The sequence below is a fragment of the Saccharibacillus sp. WB 17 genome (assembly GCF_008634075.2).
Taxonomy (GTDB): Bacteria; Bacillota; Bacilli; order Paenibacillales; family Paenibacillaceae; genus Saccharibacillus; species Saccharibacillus brassicae.
Genome location: NZ_VPFK02000024.1, coordinates 111,703 through 130,766, shown reverse-complemented (window position 1 = coordinate 130,766; position 19,064 = coordinate 111,703). Strand labels below are relative to the sequence as shown.

General features: G+C 60.9%; 18 protein-coding genes. 16 read left to right on the top strand and 2 right to left on the bottom strand.

Going from position 1 to position 19,064, the window contains the following annotated elements; translation table 11 throughout:
* The first annotated feature begins 35 nt into the window (after positions 1-35).
* Complete coding sequence (gene dapF, locus FTE24_RS13250) at positions 36-872, top strand: diaminopimelate epimerase (protein ID WP_150230036.1); 837 nt, start codon at positions 36-38, stop codon at positions 870-872.
* A 347-nt stretch (positions 873-1,219) separates the two neighbouring features.
* Here dapF and FTE24_RS13245 read toward each other — a convergent pair whose 3' ends face one another.
* On the bottom strand, positions 1,220-2,185 hold the full coding sequence (locus tag FTE24_RS13245) for a ring-cleaving dioxygenase (protein ID WP_150230034.1): 966 nt from the start codon (positions 2,183-2,185) through the stop codon (positions 1,220-1,222).
* A gap of 176 nt (positions 2,186-2,361) precedes the next feature.
* Here FTE24_RS13245 and FTE24_RS13240 point away from each other — a divergent pair, with 176 nt between their 5' ends.
* The 15 genes from FTE24_RS13240 (at position 2,362) to FTE24_RS13165 (ending at position 18,512) form a co-directional block, all read left to right on the top strand.
* Positions 2,362-3,249, top strand: a complete 888-nt coding sequence (locus FTE24_RS13240; protein ID WP_150230031.1) for a YicC/YloC family endoribonuclease — start codon at positions 2,362-2,364, stop codon at positions 3,247-3,249.
* Positions 3,250-3,312: 63 nt separating this feature from the next.
* The gene (gene remA / locus FTE24_RS13235; protein WP_005548256.1) at positions 3,313-3,573 is read left to right on the top strand and encodes an extracellular matrix/biofilm regulator RemA; all 261 of its coding nucleotides are present in this window, start codon (positions 3,313-3,315) and stop codon (positions 3,571-3,573) included.
* Positions 3,574-3,585: 12 nt separating this feature from the next.
* Complete coding sequence (gene gmk, locus FTE24_RS13230; RefSeq protein WP_141446124.1) at positions 3,586-4,158, top strand: guanylate kinase; 573 nt, start codon at positions 3,586-3,588, stop codon at positions 4,156-4,158.
* A 98-nt stretch (positions 4,159-4,256) separates the two neighbouring features.
* A complete protein-coding gene (gene rpoZ / locus FTE24_RS13225) occupies positions 4,257-4,496 on the top strand; it encodes a DNA-directed RNA polymerase subunit omega (RefSeq protein WP_150230029.1) in 240 nt (79 codons plus the stop codon).
* Positions 4,497-4,614: 118 nt separating this feature from the next.
* Positions 4,615-6,072, top strand: coding sequence for a bifunctional phosphopantothenoylcysteine decarboxylase/phosphopantothenate--cysteine ligase CoaBC (gene coaBC, locus FTE24_RS23285; RefSeq protein ID WP_237401756.1), 1,458 nt, complete (start codon positions 4,615-4,617; stop codon positions 6,070-6,072).
* Positions 6,069-8,642, top strand: coding sequence for a primosomal protein N' (gene priA / locus FTE24_RS13210; RefSeq protein ID WP_150230027.1), 2,574 nt, complete (start codon positions 6,069-6,071; stop codon positions 8,640-8,642). The genes coaBC and priA overlap by 4 nt, the downstream gene beginning before the upstream one ends.
* Positions 8,643-8,717: 75 nt before the next feature.
* Complete coding sequence (gene def, locus FTE24_RS13205; RefSeq protein WP_141446121.1) at positions 8,718-9,200, top strand: peptide deformylase; 483 nt, start codon at positions 8,718-8,720, stop codon at positions 9,198-9,200.
* The gene (gene fmt, locus FTE24_RS13200) at positions 9,197-10,147 is read left to right on the top strand and encodes a methionyl-tRNA formyltransferase (RefSeq protein WP_150230024.1); all 951 of its coding nucleotides are present in this window, start codon (positions 9,197-9,199) and stop codon (positions 10,145-10,147) included. Before def ends, fmt begins: the two co-directional genes overlap by 4 nt.
* A gap of 479 nt (positions 10,148-10,626) precedes the next feature.
* The gene (gene rsmB / locus FTE24_RS13195; protein ID WP_415663135.1) at positions 10,627-12,210 is read left to right on the top strand and encodes a 16S rRNA (cytosine(967)-C(5))-methyltransferase RsmB; all 1,584 of its coding nucleotides are present in this window, start codon (positions 10,627-10,629) and stop codon (positions 12,208-12,210) included.
* Between the two features lie 201 nt (positions 12,211-12,411).
* The gene (rlmN, locus tag FTE24_RS13190) at positions 12,412-13,470 is read left to right on the top strand and encodes a 23S rRNA (adenine(2503)-C(2))-methyltransferase RlmN (protein WP_141446119.1); all 1,059 of its coding nucleotides are present in this window, start codon (positions 12,412-12,414) and stop codon (positions 13,468-13,470) included.
* A gap of 6 nt (positions 13,471-13,476) precedes the next feature.
* Entirely contained in the window at positions 13,477-14,259 is a 783-nt protein-coding gene (locus tag FTE24_RS13185) for a Stp1/IreP family PP2C-type Ser/Thr phosphatase (RefSeq protein WP_141446118.1), read from the top strand.
* Positions 14,256-16,604, top strand: coding sequence for a Stk1 family PASTA domain-containing Ser/Thr kinase (pknB, locus tag FTE24_RS13180; RefSeq protein ID WP_150230021.1), 2,349 nt, complete (start codon positions 14,256-14,258; stop codon positions 16,602-16,604). Before FTE24_RS13185 ends, pknB begins: the two co-directional genes overlap by 4 nt.
* An 82-nt stretch (positions 16,605-16,686) precedes the next feature.
* Positions 16,687-17,595, top strand: coding sequence for a ribosome small subunit-dependent GTPase A (gene rsgA / locus FTE24_RS13175; RefSeq protein ID WP_141446116.1), 909 nt, complete (start codon positions 16,687-16,689; stop codon positions 17,593-17,595).
* A gap of 3 nt (positions 17,596-17,598) precedes the next feature.
* Positions 17,599-18,264 carry a ribulose-phosphate 3-epimerase gene (gene rpe, locus FTE24_RS13170; RefSeq protein ID WP_150230019.1) on the top strand — a complete coding sequence of 222 codons (666 nt, stop codon included), beginning with the start codon at positions 17,599-17,601 and terminating at the stop codon, positions 18,262-18,264.
* Positions 18,261-18,512 (top strand): hypothetical protein, encoded by a 252-nt coding sequence (locus tag FTE24_RS13165; RefSeq protein WP_141446114.1) that lies wholly within the window; start codon positions 18,261-18,263, stop codon positions 18,510-18,512. Before rpe ends, FTE24_RS13165 begins: the two co-directional genes overlap by 4 nt.
* 208 nt (positions 18,513-18,720) lie before the next feature.
* Here FTE24_RS13165 and rpmB read toward each other — a convergent pair whose 3' ends face one another.
* Entirely contained in the window at positions 18,721-18,909 is a 189-nt protein-coding gene (gene rpmB, locus FTE24_RS13160) for a 50S ribosomal protein L28 (protein ID WP_141446113.1), read from the bottom strand.
* Positions 18,910-19,064 lie beyond the last annotated feature (155 nt).

The window sequence follows — 19,064 nt, the reverse complement described above, 5'->3', positions numbered from 1 at the left end:
ACCGGTCTCGAAACCTATAAGGAGTGGAATGCGTGATGGAATTTACGAAAATGCACGGCTTGGGCAACGACTTTGTTATCGTGTACGGAGAACAGGAACTGCCGGCGAATGCGGCCGAGCTTGCGATCCGGGTATGCGACCGGTTTTTCGGCGTGGGGGCGGACGGGCTCGTCTATATTCTGCCTTCGGAAAATGCGGACTTTAAAATGCGCATCATGAACTCGGACGGATCGGAAGCGGAGCAGTGCGGCAACGCCATCCGCTGCGTCGCCAAATACGTCTACGACCACAAGCTCGCCGAAGGCGAAAGCTTGACGATCGAAACGATCGGCGCGGGCGTACAGCCGCTGACGATCCGCGCGGAGAACGGCGTCGCCCGTACGGTGCGGGTCGATATGGGCGCCCCGATTCTCGAAGGCGCCAAAATCCCGGTCGCGGTAGACGGCGAACCGGTCGTCGACCAGCCGATCGAAGCGCTGGGCGAACAGTTCCGCTTCACCGCCGTGTCGATGGGCAATCCGCACTGCGTCATCTACGTGGACGACGCGGTCAACTTCGACCTCGCCACATGGGGACCGGTGCTTGAGAAGCATCCGCTGTTCCCCAAAAAGGTCAACGTCGAGTTCGCGACGGTGAACAGCGCGGAGCAGATTGATATGCGCGTCTGGGAACGCGGAGCCGGCCCGACGCTGGCCTGCGGAACGGGCGCCTGCGCGACGCTCGTCTCGTCGGTGCTGAACGGCCTGAGCGGACGCGAAGCGACCGTCTCGCTCAAAGGCGGCGACCTGTTCATCGAATGGAACGAAGCCGATAACCACGTCTACATGACGGGGCCGGCCGCCTTTGTCTACACCGGCCGTCTGACCGACTGACCGGCCGCGGCCCGGCGCCGCCGCTTCTTCCGAATCGCCAATCAACCGACCGCAGCCGCGCGAAGCCGCCGTTTGCGTTCGTCACGGGTGCGTGACGACGCAGGGGGCAGCCGCGCCGCTGCGGTTTTTGCTTGCGCCTGCGGTTAGGCTCCTTATTAGGCATTAGGCATTAGGCGCCTGCCGGTGCGCGGCACGCGCATCGGAGCCTGAGCCGGAGCGCAGCAAAGCCGCCTTTCCGTAAGGAAAAGCGGCTTGAAGGCGAGTGAAAGCGCAAAGGTTGAATCCGCGTCAGGCAGCGCGTCGGGCCTCACTGCCTGGGAAAGCCCGACGCTGCCCGGAAGTCTGCCTTAGAGCGTGAGCGGACGCAGCTTCGCTTCGATCTCGGCGCGGCGCGGTTCGAGGAACGAAGGCAGGCCGAGCTTCTCGCCGAGCGATTCGATCGGTTCGTCGATATCGAATCCCGGCGTGTCCGTCGACAGTTCGAACAGGATGCCGTTCGGTTCGCGGAAATACAGGGCGCGGAAGTAGTCGCGGTCGACGCGGCCCGAGTTCGGCAGGCCGCTTGCGGCCAGGCGGTCGATCCATTTGGCATATTCTTCTTCGTTCGGGATGCGGAACGCGACATGGTGCACGCCGCCGCGTCCGAGCCGGAACTTCGGCAGGTCGGGCCGCGCTTCCAGATGCACTTCGGCGCCCGAGCCGCCTTCGCCGGTCGCGAACACTTCGATCTCGGCGAAGTCGCCGGCCGGAGAAGGATAGGCGCCGATCCGGCGGAAGCCCATCAGCTGCGTGAGCACGAGCGCGGTCGGCTTCGGATCGGCGACGGTCAGCGTCACCGGACCGAGGCCGACGATCGCGTGTTCGAGCGGAATGTCGGCTGCCGCCCACGGTTCGCCCGGCGCGACGCCGGCTTCGCCGTTATCGGCGACGAGCACCAGACGCGTGCCTTCGAAATCTTCGAACGCCAGCGCGTCGCGTCCGGCGCGCGCGGAGATGCCCGCATGGTGGATGCCGAGCGTATCCAGCCGTTCGGCCCAGAACTTCAGCGAAGCGGTCGTCGGCACGCGCAGCGAAGTGGACGAAATGCTGGAGACGCCGGGATAGGACGGGCCGATGCCCGGATAATCGAAGTAGGTGACTTCGGTGCCGGGATTGGCCACCGCATCGCCGTAGAAGAGATGGTAGGAAGTTGTGTTATCCTGGTTTACCGATTTTTTGACCAAACGCATGCCGAGCACGCGGGTGAAGAAATCGAAGTTTTTTTCGGCCTGGCCGGTCATGATCGAAACATGGTGCTGTCCGAGAAGCTGCATGAACATCGTCTCCTTTATTCGTCAGTTTATTGTTAAAAGTAAAGCTGCTTTATTAATTTCAGTATATATCTTTAATTGAAGATATGCAAGGGCGAATCCCGAATTTGCAAACACTCGCGATTCCCCTTGTTTCGGTATGCATAATCCATTAAAATAGGGTAACGGATGTGATGACGATGTCTTTCAGTATGACCGGCTACGGTCAATCCGCCATGCAGCAGGGCGGATACAAAATTCAATTTGAGGTCAAATCCGTCAATCATCGCTACTGCGAAGTCGTGCTGCGGATACCGAGGGAATGGAACGTTTTTGAAGACGTTCTCCGGCGGCTCGTCCAGCAGCACGTGAAGCGCGGGCGGATAGACGTATACGTGACCAGAGAAAGCGAATCGCAGGGGAATTCGATGGTGCTGAACCGCGCGGCGGCGGAGTCCTATATCCGGGCCGCACGCGAATTGGAACAGGCTTACGGAATCGACGGACGCATTCGGGCAGCCGAGCTGCTATCGCTTCCGGACTTGATGATTCCCATGGAATCGCCTCTTCCCGGGACCGAAGACGAAGATTGGGAACGCGTGCTGCGGGAAGGGCTCGGCGAAGCGCTCGGCCAGCTACTCTCGATGCGAAGCGCGGAAGGCGGCCATCTGATCCGCGACTGCCGGCTGCGCCTCGCCAACCTGACCGCGGCCCGGGAGCAGCTCGTTCGCCTGGCTCCGACGGTCGTCGAAGACTACCGGACGAAGCTGCGCCAGCGGCTTGCGGAGCTCGGCGAAGGCAGTTTCGGGCTCGACGAGCACCGGCTCGGCATGGAGGTGGCGCTGTTTGCCGACCGGTGCAGCATCGACGAAGAACTGGCGAGGCTCGGCAGCCACTTCGACCAATGCGCCGAACTGCTCGGCAGCGGCGACGCCAAAGGGCGCAAACTGGATTTTCTGATCCAGGAAATGAATAGGGAAGTCAATACGATCGGCTCGAAGGCGAATCATCTGGCGCTCGGAGGCCATGTCGTCGAGATGAAGGCGGAGCTCGAGAAGATGCGCGAGCAGGCCGCCAATCTCGAATAACGGCCGGGCGCCGGCCCGACTTACAGAAAAAGAACCGAACTTACTTAGGGGGAAAACCTGGACATGGCAATCAAGCTCATCAATATCGGCTTCGGGAACATTGTATCGGCTAACCGAATCATTTCCATCGTAAGCCCGGAATCCGCTCCGATCAAGCGGATCATTCAGGAAGCGCGGGACAGGCATATGCTGATCGACGCGACGTACGGACGCCGAACGCGTGCCGTCATCATCACCGACAGCGATCATGTCATTTTGTCCGCGGTACAACCGGAGACGGTCGCGCACCGCCTGTCCACCAAAGACGACGATAACGACGAATAAATGGAGAGAACTATGTCTAAAGGGTTATTGATTGTATTGTCCGGACCATCGGGAGTCGGCAAAGGAACCGTATGCAGCGCGCTGCGCAAAAGATTGCCGGGACTCGTGTATTCGGTGTCGGCGACGACCCGTTCGCCCCGTTCGGGCGAGCAGCACGGCGTCAATTATTTTTTCAAAAGCCAGGAAGAGTTCCGCGACATGATCGCAAACGACCAACTGCTCGAATATGCGCAGTACGTCGAGAACTTTTACGGAACGCCGCGCGATTTCGTCGAACAGACGATCGAAGCGGGGAACGACATCATTTTGGAGATCGAAGTGCAGGGCGCGCTCAAGGTGAAGCAGACTTTCCCGGACGGCGTATTCATTTTCCTCACTCCGCCTTCGCTCAAGGAACTGAAAGATCGCATCGTCGGACGCGGAACGGAGACGGAATCGGTTATTCACGATCGCTTGTCGATTGCCGAAGAAGAGATAGCGCTTATGCGCCATTACGATTACGCCGTCGTGAACGACGAAGTGGACCGGGCCTGCATGCGGATCGAATCGATCATCGTGGCGGAACACTGCCGCATCGCGAAGTAGGCCGCCCTTTTTTGCCCATAGATTGCCGGAGAACCGGACCGCCTCTTTACTCAAGCCGCGCCCGCGCGGAAGACGGAGGCACAGAGAGGACGATAAACATGTTATATCCTTCCATCGACAAAATCATGACCAAAGTAGACAGCAAGTATTCCCTGGTCGTAGCCGCAAGCAGACGGGCTAGACAGCTGCGCGAAGGCGCCGAATCGGACATGCCCAACCCAAGATCGCACAAGCAGGTCGGCGTGGCTCTCGAAGAGATCTACAACGATTACCTGAAGATCGAAGCGCGCGACGAGAACGAAGTGGTCGAAGAACAAAAAGGCAAACGGAACCTGTAAAGGTCCGTTCGGCGCATTCCGCGCACATCATTTTGCCCAAATAGACAAAATACGCCGCAAGGCTCCGTCTTTAACAACCGATAAGGTTGTTATTTTTTTTCAGAAGGGGGAATAAGGCATGTTGAAAGGGAAAAAAATTCTGCTTGGCGTAACCGGAGGCATCGCCGCTTACAAAGCCGCGACGCTGTGCAGTCAGCTGGTCAAAGCGGGCGCAGACGTTCAGGTCATCATGACCGAGTCCGCGCAGGCGTTCATTCCGGCGCTTACGCTGCAGGTGCTGACCCGCAATCCGGTGCATACGGACACTTTCGAAGAGATCAACCCGAAAGTCGTCAATCATATCGATCTGGCCGACTGGGCCGATCTGGTGCTGATCGCGCCGGCGACAGCCAACAGCATCGGCAAACTGGCCCACGGGCTGGCCGACGATATGCTGTCCACGACGCTGCTTGCGGTCACCGCTCCGGTTATGGTCGCTCCGGCGATGAACGTGCATATGTACACGCATCCGGCCGTCATGCACAATCTGCAGACGCTCGCGGATCGCGGCGTTCTGATGATCGAACCCGGCAGCGGCATGCTCGCCTGCGGATACGTCGGCAAAGGGCGGATGGAAGAGCCGGAGACGATCGTCGACGTGCTGCGGAACTTTTTCGCCGAGCGCGAACATCCGGCTTCTGCCGGCAGCGAGGCGCAGGCGATTGTCGGCGGCGTTTCGGACGAGCCCGCCTTTCTCGATCCGGGTCCGGAATCGTTCCCGACCTCGCTGGATGAGCGGCCGGCCGGCCGCGGCGAAACGCTGTTCGCCACGGCCGGCGGCGTCTCGGAGCTTGGGCTGGCCGGCGGGGAAGCGGTGCTGCCCGTATCCGCCGCGGCGGAAGAGGCAGCGGCTTCGACGCCCGGCGACGGAAGTCTTCCGTTAGCGGGCAAAAAAGTCGTCGTCACGGCGGGCGGCACGATCGAACGTATCGATCCCGTCCGCTACATTACGAACGATTCGTCCGGCAAAATGGGCGCGGCGCTGGCGCAGGCCGCGCGCGATCTCGGCGCCGACGTGAAGCTGATCGCGGGCAAAGTGCAAATCCCGCTTCCTCCCGGTATGGACATTATCCGGATCGAGTCGGCCGAAGACATGTACGAAGCGTGCCTGAACGAATGGGCCGATACCGACATGCTCATCATGGCGGCCGCGATCGCCGATTATCGCCCGAAATCGAGTTCGCCGCGCAAAATCAAAAAAGGCGGCGAGCATATGGCGCTTGAACTGGTCAAAACGGTGGACGTGCTGCAAACGCTCGGTTCGCAAAAAGAACATCAATTTCTGGTCGGCTTCGCGGCAGAGACGAACGATATCGACGTCTACGCCGCCGAAAAGCTCCAGCGCAAAAACTGCGATCTGCTCGTGGCGAACGACGTCACGCAGGCGGGCGCGGGCTTCGGAACCGACACGAACATCGTGCGGCTGTTCGGACGGGAAGGCAAGATCGCCGATCTGCCGAAACAGTCCAAAGCCGATACGGCGCGCGATATTCTGCTTGAAGCTTCGCGGCGCATGGCGGAGGGAGCGAAGCGATGAATTTTGCGCGGGTCATTGTGGACGTGCCGGTACGGGCGGTCAGCCGGCCGTTCGACTACCGGATTCCGCCCGAGATGCAGGACTGGATCGCTGTCGGCAGCCGCGTCGGCGTGCCGTTCGGCGGACGTACCGTGCAGGGGTTCGTCGTCGGCCTGACGGACGAAAGCGAATATAAGCACGGACGGATCAAAGCGATTCGCGACCTGCTCGATCTGGTGCCGCCGCTGCCGCCGGATCTGGTCGAACTGGGCGGCTGGATCGCCGAGAAATACGCCTGTCACGAGACGACGGCGCTGCAGGCGATGATTCCTTCGGCGCTCAAAGGCAAAGCGGAGCGGTTCATCCATGCGGCGCATACGGAGCAGACCGAAGGCGAGAGTGAGGAAATCGGCCGGCTGCTGGAGAATATGCCGGAAGAGAATGACGAACTGTCCCTGTTCGGCGGACCTTCTTCGGCTGACGTGCCTTCGGCGCAGGAGATTCTTGACTACGTCAGAAGCCGGGGACAGGTCAAAGCCGAACAGCTGCGCCAAAGCTTCCCCGGCCGGGAAAAAACGGTGCAGGCGCTCATCCGCGGCGGTCTGCTGTTCGAAAGCCAGGAGATCCGCGACCGCATGGGCCGCAAAACGGTCAAAACGGTCGTGCTGAACGTCGATGCGCAGCAGGCGGCCGAGCAGCTGGAACAGTTCCCGGCCAGAGCCAAAAAGCAGAAGGAAGTGTTTGCTTTCCTGATGCAGCTTGGCGTACCGATGGCGCTCAAGGAAGTGATGAGCGTGCTCGGCGTGACGTCGAGCGCGGTGAAGTCGCTTGAGGAAAAAGGACTGGTGCGGTTCGAGGACGTGGAAGTGTTCCGCGATCCGTATGCGGGACGCAGCTTCAAGCCGAGCGAAGCGCCCAAGCTGACCGGCGAACAGCAGCAGGTGTACGACGCCGTCGTCGGCCGGCTGAACGAGCACCGGGAAGGCGTGTTCCTGCTGCACGGCATTACCGGCAGCGGCAAGACGGAAGTGTATCTGCAATCGATCGAACGCTGCATCGAGCAGGGCCGCCAGGCGATCGTGCTCGTGCCCGAAATTTCGCTGACGCCGCAGATGGTGGAACGGTTCAAAAGCCGCTTCGGAGCCAAAGTCGCCGTCATGCACAGCCGCCTGTCCGGCGGCGAACGGTACGACGAATGGCGCAAAATCCGCGAAGGCCGGGTGCAGGTCGCGATCGGCGCGCGGTCGGCCATTTTCGCCCCGTTCAAGGACATCGGGCTGATCGTTATGGACGAAGAGCACGAATCGTCCTACAAGCAGGAAGAAAGCCCGAAATATCACGCCCGGAACGTCGCCGTCAAGCGGGCCGAGCAGCATGAAGCCGTCGTCATTCTCGGTTCGGCCACGCCGTCGCTGGAGACGTATCATGCGGCGCGCTCGCAAAGCGACCCGCATTTCTCGCCGGTGCTGACCGAAATTTCGCTGCGCGCGCTCGGAAGCGAACTGCCGGGCGTTACTATCGTCGATATGCGCGAAGAGTTAAAAGAAGGCAACCGCTCGATGTTCAGCCGGGATCTGCACAAAGCGATCGAGCAGCGCCTGGAGCGGGGCGAGCAGACGGTGCTGCTGCTCAACCGGCGCGGCTATTCGACGTTCGTCATGTGCCGCACATGCGGCTACGTCGCGGAATGCCCGAACTGCGATATCTCGCTGACGTTCCATCAGCGCTCCAACAATTTGCGCTGCCATTACTGCGGCCATGCCGAGACGGTGCCGGAGACGTGCCCGGAATGCGGCAGCGAGCATATCCGCTATTTCGGCACCGGCACGCAGCGGGTCGAGGAAGAACTCGCCAAGCTGTTCCCGGCTATTCGCGTCGTACGCATGGACGTCGACACGACGAGCGAAAAAGGCTCGCACGAAAAGCTGCTGCAGCAGTTCCGCGACAAAAAAGCGGACGTGCTGCTCGGCACGCAGATGGTCGCGAAAGGGCTCGACTTTCCCGACGTGACGCTGGTCGGGGTCATCGCGGCCGATTCGGCCCTGAACCTGCCCGATTTCCGGGCGGCCGAAAAAACGTTCCAACTGCTCACGCAGGTCGCCGGACGGGCAGGGCGGCATCATCTGCCCGGCGAAGTGTTTATCCAATCGTACAACCCGGATCATTATTCGGTGCTGCACGCTTCGAAGCACGATTACCATTCGTTCGTGCGCGAGGAACTCGGGCATCGGCGCAAGCTCGGCTACCCGCCGTACTGCAGGCTCATTCTTGTCACGTTCTCGCATGAACAATTGCCGGTCGTCGTGCGCATGGCGGAGAATTACGCCGCCCTGATCAAAGAAAAAGCGCACGCCCGCGGCTGGCTGGCACGGATGGACAAGCTTGTACCGAACGTGCTGGACCTGCTCGGGCCGATCGCATCGCCGATTCCCCGGATCAAAAATAGATACCGGTTTCAATGTATGATAAAATGGCGTGGAGAAATGGACGCCGCTCTGCTGGCGCGGGAAATCGCGGATGAACTGGAAGACACGGCGAAGGAGCAGGATCTGCTCATCAGCATCGACGTCGACCCTCAGGTCATGATGTGACGCGGTTCCCCGCGTTTTTTGCATGGGACGAAGACGGGCCCGACGACTACTACGGATTCAAGGAAGGTGCTTGACATGGCTATTCGATTGATCGTAAAACAACCCGACGAGGTGCTGCGCAAAAAAGCAAAAGAAGTGACGAAGATTACGCCGAACGTCCAGAAACTGATGGCCGATATGGCGGAGACGATGTACGACGCGCAGGGCGTCGGCCTCGCCGCGCCGCAGGTAGGCATCCTGAAGCGCGTCATCGTGATCGACGTCGGCGACGAACACGGGTTGATCGCGATGATCAATCCCGAAATCGTGGAGCGCGAAGGCGAACAGTTCGGAGCGGAAGGCTGCCTGAGCATCCCGGGACTGAACGGCGACGTGCGCCGTGCGCAGACCGTGACGGTTCGCGGACTGGATCGTGACGGCCAAAGCCTGAGCGTTACCGGCAGCGGGCTGCTGGCCCGCGCGCTGCAGCACGAAATCGACCATTTGGACGGCATTCTGTTTACGGACGTGGCGGACAAAATTTATGAATGGGGTCAGGAAAGCGAGGCAAACCAATGAGTGAAAAGAAAAGAATCGTATTTATGGGTACGCCGCAGTTTGCGGTGTCCTGCCTGGAGGCGCTGCTGGAAAGCGACTGCAACGTCGTGGCGGTCGTGACCCAACCCGACCGGCCGCAGGGCCGCAAAAAGGTGCTGACGCCGTCGCCTGTCAAGGAAGCGGCGCTGAAGCGTCATCTGCCCGTGCTGCAGCCCGAGCGAATGCGCAGCAAGGACGCGGTCGAAGAGCTGGCTTCGTTCCATCCCGACCTGATCGTCACGGCCGCCTACGGCCAGATTCTGCCGAAGTCTCTGCTCGAAGTGCCGGAACTCGGCTGCGTCAACGTGCACGGCTCGCTGCTGCCCGCTTACCGGGGCGGCGCTCCGATCCAGCGTTCGATCATGAACGGCGAACCAAAAACGGGCATTACGCTCATGTATATGGCCGAAGGGCTCGATACGGGCGACATGATCGCCGTCACCGAAGTGGACATCACGGACCGGGACGATTCCGGGTCGCTGTTCGACAAAATGGCGGAAGCCGGCGCGGCGCTGCTCAAGCGCGAACTGCCCCGCCTGCTGAACGGCCGCGTCGCGGCCCAGGCACAGGACGAGTCGCTCGCGACGTACGCGCCGAACCTGTCGCGCGAAGACGAACGGATCGACTGGACCCGTTCGCCGCGGGAGATCTTCAATCAGGTGCGCGGTTTGTCTCCGTTCTCCGGCGGCTATACGCTGTGGAACGAAGAAGTGTTCAAGATTTGGCAGGTGGAACCGCCCGAAGAGAACGGACCCGAAGCGGGAGCCGCTCCCGGAACGGTGCTTGACGTGAACAGCGAGGCGATCGTCGTCGCCTGCGGCAGCGGAGCCGTCCGGCTGACCAAAGTGCAGCCTGCCGGCAAAAAAGCGATGCCGGTGTCCGAATTCGTGCGCGGAACGTCGATGCAAGCAGGGACGGTGCTCGGATGAACGGAAACAAAGAGAACGGAAACAAAGCAAACGGCAAACGTCCCGAAGGAACAGGCATCCGCATGTTCGGCACGGGAGCCAAGCCGTCCGGCGGCTTCGATCCGAACAAGCCCGCGGCTTCCGCGACAAGCGCCGACGGCAAAAAGCCGACCGACCGCAAAAAAGTAGATGACCGTAAAAAAACGGACGATCGCAAAAAAGCGGACGATCGTAAAAAGGCCAAAGAACTCGGCCGGAACGCAAGCGGCGCGCTCAAGCGGATCGAAGCCAAAGCGGCCGGCAAATCCGCGGGCGGATCCGATTCGAACAACGGAAACGCCGCGAAGCCGGCGGCCCGGCAGACCGCCAAGCCTGCCGCGCGGCCGTCGTCCAGACCGGCAGCACCGCAGACGGCCGGGCCGCGCTCGCAATCGGCGCCGGCCTCGCAATCCGGAGCCGCAGCCAAACCGGTAGCTCCGGCAGCAGCCAAGCCGGCAGCCGTGCATGAGTCGGCATCTCGCTCGACATCCGGACCGAAATCCGGCTCGAATTCCGAGAGCAGATCCAAATCCGCATTCGCCGCCGGCCCGGCAGACCGCCGTCCGGCGGCGTCGACCTCCGATCGGCCTCGCTCCGGCGGAACCCGTCCTGCGGGCGCAGCCCAGAAGCCGGCGTCCGCCGCAGCGCAGCCGGCCAAGCCGAAGCCCGGCCCGAACGGCGGCTATCCGCGCCGGAGCCGCGAAGCTTCGACCGCGCGCGAAGTGGCGCTCAATGTGCTCACCGGCGTCGACGAGAACGCCGCGTACAGCAATTTGCTGCTGAACCGCGCGCTGCAGCAGGCGGAGTTGAGCCCGGCGGACGCGGGCCTTGCGACCGAGCTCGTCTACGGGACGATCTCGCGCCAGGCGACGCTGGATTATTTCCTTGATCGGTTTATCAAGAGCGGCGTCAAGCGCCTGAACCCGTGGGTGCGCAGCCTGATGCGGATGTCGCTGTACCAGATCCGCTACCTGGACCGGGTTCCTGCTCACGCGGCGGTGAACGAAGCGGTCGAGATCGCCAAGAAAAGAGGCCATTCCGGTATCGCCGCGATGATCAACGGCGTGCTGCGCAGCGTGCTGCGCGAAGGCGACGCGCTGTCGATTCCGGACGATCTGCCGACGGCGGAGCGAATCGCCCTGCAGCATTCGCACCCGCAGTGGCTCGTCGAGCGCTGGATTGCCCAATACGGCGAAGAAACGGCGGAAGCCGTCTGCGCGTCGAACAACGAAGCGCCGAAGACGAGCCTTCGCGTCAACACGCTGCGAATGGACCGCGCGGAACTGCTGCGCGAACTGGAAGCCGAAGGCCGCAGCGTTCGCGCTTCGGACCTTGCGCCGCAGGGCGTCATCGTCGAGAGCGGCGGCAATCTGGCGAACGACCGCCTGTACCGGGACGGCCGCTTCAGTATTCAGGACGAGAGTTCGATGCTCGTGGCCGAAGCGCTGGCGCCGGAACCGGGCATGAGCGTGCTGGACTGCTGCGCCGCACCGGGCGGCAAAACGGCGCATATCGCCGAGAAGATGGGCAACCGCGGGCGCATCGTGGCCAACGATCTGCATGAACACAAGCAGGGGTTGATCGCGGAGCAGGCCGAGCGGCTGGGCCTGTCGTGCATCGAGACGAGCGTGGGCGACGCCCTGACGCTCAAAGATCGCTTCGAACCGGCTTCGTTCGACCGCGTCCTGCTGGATGCGCCGTGTTCGGGCTTCGGCGTAATCCGGCGCAAACCGGATCTGCGCTGGGCCAAGACGCCGGAAGACGCCGCTTCGATCGCGAAGCTGCAGCGGCAGATGCTGGGCGCCGTGGCCGGCTTGGTGAAGCCGGGCGGCATCCTCGTCTACAGCACGTGCACGATCGAGCGCGAAGAAAACCAGCGCGCGGTCGCCGAGTTCCTGCGCGACCATGCGGAATACGTCGCGGAGCCGTTCGACGCGCCTACGCTCGATGATCTGCCGCAGGCCGGCGGCGCGGGCGTGCAAATCCTGCCGAACCAGTTCGGTTCGGACGGCTTCTATATCGCCAGACTGCGCCGCAGAGACTAAAGTTCCGGTACTTTTTTACCGAAAAAAAGTATCGAAAGGACGCTCGCGTCCGATAACAAAGAGGGACCTTCGCCAGACCCGCCAGAGGGACGGTCGGGGTTCCTCTTTAGCATGAACGCCTTTTGTGCTAATATAGATAAGATGAAAACCGATAAAGTCAACGCATTCGATAAAATCAACGAACAGGGGATAACCGACAACATGAAACCTTTCATATACGATTACAATCTTGACGCTCTGCGAGAGTGGGTCAAGGAAAACGGAGAAGCGGCTTTCCGCGCCGACCAGATCTTCGATTGGATCTACGTCAAGCGCGTATCGAGCTTCGAGGAAATGACCAACCTGTCCAAAAGCCTGCGCGAGAAGCTGGACGGTCAGTTCGCTTTTGTCACGCTCAAAGAAATTACGAAATTCCAGTCCAAAGACGGCACCGTGAAGTTCCTGTTCGGCCTGCATGACGAACATGCAATCGAAACGGTCATCATGAAGCACAACTACGGCAACAGCGTCTGCGTAACGACCCAGGTCGGCTGCCGGATCGGCTGCACGTTCTGCGCGTCCACGCTCGGTGGACTGAAGCGCAACCTGACAGCGGGTGAGATCGTCGCCCAGGTCGTCGAAGCGCAGAAGATGCTCGACAAAGACGGCGAACGCGTCAGCAGCATCGTGATCATGGGCTCCGGCGAGCCGTTCGAGAACTATGAAGCGACGATGACGTTCCTGCGCATCATGATCCACGAAAAAGGTCTGAATATCGGACAGCGCCACATTACCGTCTCGACGAGCGGCATCGTGCCGAACATTTACAAATTCGCCGACGAAGACACACAGATCAACCTGGCGATTTCGATCCACGCGCCGAACGACAAGCTGCGTTCCAAGCTGATGCCGGTCAACCGCCGTTATCCGTTCGACGACGTGATCGCTTCGCTCGATTATTATTTCGAAAAAACGGGCCGTCGCCTCACGTTCGAGTACGCGCTGATCGGCGGGGTGAACGACCAGGCCGAACACGCGCAGGAATTGGCGGACGTGCTGAAGACGCGTATGGCGCACGTCAACCTCATTCCGGTCAACCACGTGCCGGAGCGCAAATACGTCCGTACGTCGCGCAGCGACATTTTCAACTTCCAGCGCATCCTGACCGAGAACGGCATCAATGCGACGATCCGCCGCGAGCAGGGACACGATATCGCCGCGGCCTGCGGCCAGCTGCGCGCCCAACATATGCAAAAAGGACAGGAAAAGGCTGCGAGGTGAGCTAGGATGGCGATTCATACCGTTCATGCAACGCATATCGGAAACGTACGCAGCGTCAACGAAGATCTGTCGTGGGTCGGCCGGATCAAACCGGGCGGCTACACGCTCGGCATCGTGGCGGACGGAATGGGCGGCCACCTGGCCGGCGACACGGCGAGCCGCCTGACGGTGGAGACGATCGTCGCCGATCTCGGCGGACTGGAGCCCGGTCTGTCGATCGAAGCGTGCGAAGCGGCGCTCGGCGATGCGATCCTGCATGCGAACGAAGTCGTGTACCGCAAAGGCGAATCGGATATTCGCTACCATAACATGGGCACGACGGTCGTCGCGGTGCTGCTCAGCGGAACCGAAGGCATCGTCGCGCATATCGGCGATAGCCGGGCGTACCGGATAGATTCCGGCGGCATCGAGCGTCTGACCGACGATCATACGCTGGTCAACGAACTGCTCAAAAGCGGGCAGATCACGCCGCAGGAAGCGGGAGCCCATCCGCGGCGCAACGTGCTGACGCGGGCGCTCGGCACCGACGCCGAAGTCAAGGTCGACGTGCGCCGCATCTCGCTGAATCCGGGCGAGGGGCTGCTGCTGTGCAGCGACGGCTTGAGCAATTTCGTGGCCGAGGCCGAAATGCTGCGCACGGTGCTCAAGCCGGGCGCGGCGCTCGAAGACCGCGCGCACAAGCTGGTCCGCATGGCGCTGGGTTCAGGGGGCGACGACAACATCACCGTCGCCCTGTTCGAAAACGGGCGCGCCGGCCAGGATCCGGCGACGAAGGAGTGGGTACAATGATCGGTCAGGTGTTCAGCGGCCGCTACGAAATCATGGAGCGCGTCGGCGGCGGGGGCATGGCGCTCGTGTACAAGGCGCTCGACCTGCTGTTGAATCGTCACGTGGCGGTCAAGGTGCTGCGCCAGCAGTTCATACACGACGACGAGTTTATCCGGCGTTTCCGCAGGGAAGCGCAGTCGGCGGCGTCGCTGTCCCACCCGAACATCGTCAGCATCTACGACGTGGGGCAGGAAGGCGAGACCCCGTACATCGTCATGGAATATATCGAAGGCCAGGATTTGGATCAGGTGATCAAGGAACGCGCCCCTCTTCCGGTCGAAGAAGCGGTTCGCTTCGCGTCCCAGATCTGCGACGCGCTCGACCACGCCCATACGAACCAGATTATTCACCGGGACATCAAACCCCACAATATTTTGATCGGCCGGGGCGGACGGGTCAAAGTGACGGACTTCGGGATCGCCCGCGCCGTCACGTCGACGACGATTACCCAGACGGGTTCGGTCGTCGGTTCCGTCCATTATTTCTCCCCGGAGCATGCCAAAGGCGTCAACGCCGGCGAAAAGTCCGATCTGTATTCGCTTGGCATCGTCATCTACCAGATGCTGACCGGGGCGCTGCCGTTCGAGGGCGAAAGCCCGATCAGCGTGGCGCTCAAGCATTTGCAGGACGAGTTCGAAGAACCGCGCAAGCTGAATCCGATAATTCCGCAGAGCGTGGAGAACATCATTGTCCGGGCGATGCGCAAAAATCCGTCCGAACGGTACGCGTCCGCGGCCGAGATGCAAAGCGATCTCGATACGTGCCTGCTGCCTTCGCGGCGCGACGAGCAGAAAATGCTGTTCGACGAAAAAGACGACGTAGACCGGACGCTCGTCGTGCCGGCGATCCGTTCTTCGTATGCGTCCGCGCCGGACATGCAGCGCAGTGATTCGGCGGACAAAGGCAAAGGGAAAGCCAAGTCTGCCGGCAAAAAAAGCTGGAAAAAGCCGGCGATCATTATCGGCTCGACGCTGCTGTTTCTGGCAATCGTGTTTATCGCGGTCATGCTGTGGAGCCGTCAGTTCGTCGTGCCGGAGACGACCGTGCCGAACGTAATCGGCCTGACCGAAGACGAAGCGCGCACGACGCTCGCCGCGCGCAAGCTGGAAGTGGAAGGGGTCAAGTACGAATACGATCCGTCCACGGAAGCGGGCATCGTCTTCAGGCAGAGCAAGCTCGAAGGGCTCAGCGTCAAGGAAGGGGCGGCGCTGATCCTGACCGTCGGTTCGGAAAAACCGCTGACCGAGATGCCGAAGCTGACCGAGTTGAGCTACGACGAAGCGCGCCGGGATCTGGTGGCGCTCGGCGTGACCGAAGACCGGATCGTGCGCGAGGAGCAGTTCGACGATTCCGATCCGGAAACGGTCATCGCGCAGCAGCCGCAGGCCAGCGAAGATTTCGATCCCGAGCAGGCGACCGTCACGCTGACCGTCAGCATGGGCGTCGAAGAAAAAGAAGTGCCGGAAGTGGTCGGCAAGACGCGCCAGGAGGCGCTCGACGCCATTAACGGCCAGGCGCTCGCGCCTTCGTCGTCGGAAGAGCCGAGCTTCACGGTAGAAAAAGGCAAGGTCATCAGCCAGGAACCGCAGGCCGGGACCGAACTCAAGCCGAGCGAAGTCGTCAAGTTCGTCGTCAGCTCCGGCATTCCGCCCGAAGCGCTGAACTTTACCGTTCAGGTGCCGGTCGAGCCTTCCGCGGAAGGCGTGGCGACCAAAGTCCGTATCGAATACAGCGATGCGCGCGGCGACCGGATCGAATGGGGCCGCGATACGATCTCGTCGGTGCGAATCTTCCCTGTGGCGCTCGTTCTGGCTCCGAACCGGAACGGAGTCGTCATGGTCTACCGCGACAATCAGCTGATCTCGTCGTATCCGGTCGATTATACCGAAGCGAGCCGCGGGACGTTCCAGCAGCCGGAAGTTCCGGCCGAGGAACCGGAAGTCACGCCGCAGCCCGAGCCGCAGCCTGCCGACCCTCCGGCCGATAACGCCGGTGAACAGCCGGTAGAAGGAGAAGAGACGCCGGAAGAAGGCGCCGCTCCTTCGGGCGAAGGTTCGACGGAAAATGCGCCGGAGGAGACCGCTCCCGAAGAACCGGCCCAAGAAGGCACGGACGAGGAAGGCACGGAAGAAGAGCCGACCGGCGATCCTTCCGCGCTCGCTCCGCCGGGGCAGGCCGTATCCGCCGGCAAAGTGGAGAAAGCCGCGCTCAAAAGCAATGGCAACAGTAACGGCAAAGGGAACGGCAATGGCAATGGGAACGGAAACGGTAATGGCAAAAACAAAGAAAACCCCAACGGGAAATAAAAAGCTTCAACAATCAAACGGGCACCCGACGGGCCGGACGCAAGTCCGGCTCTCTCCCGTTACGGAAAAAGGAAGGTGAAGCATGCCAGAAGGATTAATCGTCAAAGCTTTGAGCGGCTATTACTACGTCAAGGATAACGAAGCGTCTCCCGGAGACAAAGCGATTCAGTGCCGGGCCCGGGGACTATTCCGGCTCAAAGGCAAATCGCCGCTCGTCGGAGACCGCGTCGTCTACGAACTCACCGAGAACGGAGAAGGCACCGTCACCGAACTCAAGCCGCGAACGTCCGAACTGGTGCGTCCGCAGGTCGCCAACGTCAACGTGGCCGTCCTCGTCTTCTCGGTCAAGGAACCCGATCTGAGCCTCAATCTGCTGGACAAGTTCCTCGTACATATCGAGAACGAAGGACTCGAAGCGATCATCTGCTTCACGAAGATGGACCTGATCGCGGAAGACGACGTGCAGACCCGCGAAGAAGTGGAGCAGGCGCGAGCGCTGTACACGTCGATCGGGTACGAGGTGCTGGAGACGAGCTCTCCGCAGGGGCTCGGAGCCGATCGGCTGCGCGAGCGCCTGGCGGGCGAGATCAGCGTATTCTCTGGCCAATCGGGCGTCGGCAAATCGTCGCTGCTCAACGCGATGTTCGCCGATCTCGATCTGCTGACGAGCGAGATCAGCCTGCGCCTCGGCCGCGGACGGCATACGACGCGTCACGTGGAACTGGTCGATCTGGGCAGCGGCGGGTACATTGCCGATACGCCGGGCTTCAGCCAGCTCGATTTCCTGGAACTTGGCGTCGACGAACTGCCGAGCTGTTTCCGGGAATTCGCGGCGCTGGCCGACGGCTGCAAATTCCGCGGCTGCACGCATCTCCACGAGCCGCAGTGCAAAGTGCGCGAAGCGCTGGAACGCGGAGAGATCGCCGAGAGCCGCTACAAGCACTACAAAGCGTTTTACCAGGAAATGAAAGATAAAAAACGGAGGTACTGAACTATGGTATGGATTGCTCCTTCGATATTGTCCGCGGATTTCTCGAAGCTCGGAGCCGACGTCGCCGAAGTGGAACAAGGCGGAGCGGATTGGCTGCACGTTGACGTCATGGACGGGCACTTCGTGCCGAACATTTCGTTCGGCGCGCCGATCATGCGCTCGATCGCGCCGCTGACGAAGCTGCCGCTCGACGTGCATCTCATGATCGAGAACCCGGAAGATTATATAGCGGAATTCGCCAAAGCCGGCGCTTCCGTCATTACGGTGCATGCGGAAGCCTGCGTGCATCTGCACCGCGTCGTGCACCTGATCAAAGAACACGGCGCCCAGGCCGGCGTGGCGCTGAATCCCGGCACGCCGGTGTCGGCGATCCGCGAAGTGCTGGAAGATCTGGATCTCGTCTTGATCATGACGGTCAATCCCGGCTTCGGCGGACAGGCGTTTATCGAACGCACCGTGCACAAGATTCGCGAGACGCGCGAGCTGGCCGATTCGCTCGGCATGCACGATCTGCGCATCGAAGTCGACGGCGGGATCTCGGCCGACACGGCGGGCAAAGTGGTCGCCGCGGGCGCCGACGTGCTCGTGGCCGGCAGCGCCGTGTACGGCGCGAGCGATCGCGCCGAAGCGATCCGCGTCATCCGCGAAAGCGCGGAGCGTGGCGAATGAACCTCAAATCGACGCTGATGCTGGCTCTGGTCACTTCGGTGACCGGCCTGTTGATCGCGCTGTTCGCTTTTCTGCCGACGCCGTTTAACGCGCTCGTCGGCTTGTTGACCGCGGGACTCGTCATCTGGTACTTCCGCAAGCTGGAAGGGCGGGGGCCCAAGATCGGCTTCATCATCTGGACGGTGGTCTACTTCTTGTTCTTCACCGTGCTGATCGCGATGGTCCGCTATCAAATGGGCTTGATCTGATTACCCGGTAGGACGGGACAGGTCGGTCCGGCTCGATCCGACAAAGCTCGAAGGGTAAAAAAGAACGCACGAAAAAAGCCGAAGTCCCGCTCCGGAAAGAGCGGACTTCGGCTTTTTTTGCCGTTCGGTCATACCTGACTTGCGGCTGTCGCCGCGATTAAACTAAAAAACACCCTCTGACGAAGGTGCTTTCCGGTCTATGTCTGGATTAAACGCGGGTCAATTTACCGGATTTGAGCGCCCGGGTGCTGACGTATACGCGTTTCGGTTTGCCGTTTACGAGGATGCGAACCTTTTGGACGTTAACTCCCCAAGTACGACGGTTGCGGTTGTTAGCGTGGGAAACGTGATTGCCGGAGCTTGGTTTTTTACCCGATACAAAACATCTGCGAGCCATGAATGACACCTCCTTGCTTAGATAAAACATACATAAGCAACACTTAGAACATCATAACACAACAAAAAAAGCTCCGTCAACGGTTCTAAAAACTTTATTTATTTATACGTGCGCTTATAGTACAATATTAGGTGGGGCCTTTTGCAAAATCTGCT

Bases quoted from the DNA above. Each gene is read 5' to 3' on its own strand.
- dapF (WP_150230036.1), top strand. From the start codon at position 36: ATGGAATTTACGAAAATGCACGGCTTGGGCAACGACTTTGTTATCGTG.
- FTE24_RS13245 (WP_150230034.1), bottom strand. From the start codon at position 2,185: ATGCAGCTTCTCGGACAGCACCATGTTTCGATCATGACCGGCCAGGCC.
- FTE24_RS13240 (WP_150230031.1), top strand. From the start codon at position 2,362: ATGTCTTTCAGTATGACCGGCTACGGTCAATCCGCCATGCAGCAGGGC.
- remA (WP_005548256.1), top strand. From the start codon at position 3,313: ATGGCAATCAAGCTCATCAATATCGGCTTCGGGAACATTGTATCGGCT.
- gmk (WP_141446124.1), top strand. From the start codon at position 3,586: ATGTCTAAAGGGTTATTGATTGTATTGTCCGGACCATCGGGAGTCGGC.
- rpoZ (WP_150230029.1), top strand. From the start codon at position 4,257: ATGTTATATCCTTCCATCGACAAAATCATGACCAAAGTAGACAGCAAG.
- coaBC (WP_237401756.1), top strand. From the start codon at position 4,615: ATGTTGAAAGGGAAAAAAATTCTGCTTGGCGTAACCGGAGGCATCGCC.
- priA (WP_150230027.1), top strand. From the start codon at position 6,069: ATGAATTTTGCGCGGGTCATTGTGGACGTGCCGGTACGGGCGGTCAGC.
- def (WP_141446121.1), top strand. From the start codon at position 8,718: ATGGCTATTCGATTGATCGTAAAACAACCCGACGAGGTGCTGCGCAAA.
- fmt (WP_150230024.1), top strand. From the start codon at position 9,197: ATGAGTGAAAAGAAAAGAATCGTATTTATGGGTACGCCGCAGTTTGCG.
- rlmN (WP_141446119.1), top strand. From the start codon at position 12,412: ATGAAACCTTTCATATACGATTACAATCTTGACGCTCTGCGAGAGTGG.
- FTE24_RS13185 (WP_141446118.1), top strand. From the start codon at position 13,477: ATGGCGATTCATACCGTTCATGCAACGCATATCGGAAACGTACGCAGC.
- pknB (WP_150230021.1), top strand. From the start codon at position 14,256: ATGATCGGTCAGGTGTTCAGCGGCCGCTACGAAATCATGGAGCGCGTC.
- rsgA (WP_141446116.1), top strand. From the start codon at position 16,687: ATGCCAGAAGGATTAATCGTCAAAGCTTTGAGCGGCTATTACTACGTC.
- rpe (WP_150230019.1), top strand. From the start codon at position 17,599: ATGGTATGGATTGCTCCTTCGATATTGTCCGCGGATTTCTCGAAGCTC.
- FTE24_RS13165 (WP_141446114.1), top strand. From the start codon at position 18,261: ATGAACCTCAAATCGACGCTGATGCTGGCTCTGGTCACTTCGGTGACC.
- rpmB (WP_141446113.1), bottom strand. From the start codon at position 18,909: ATGGCTCGCAGATGTTTTGTATCGGGTAAAAAACCAAGCTCCGGCAAT.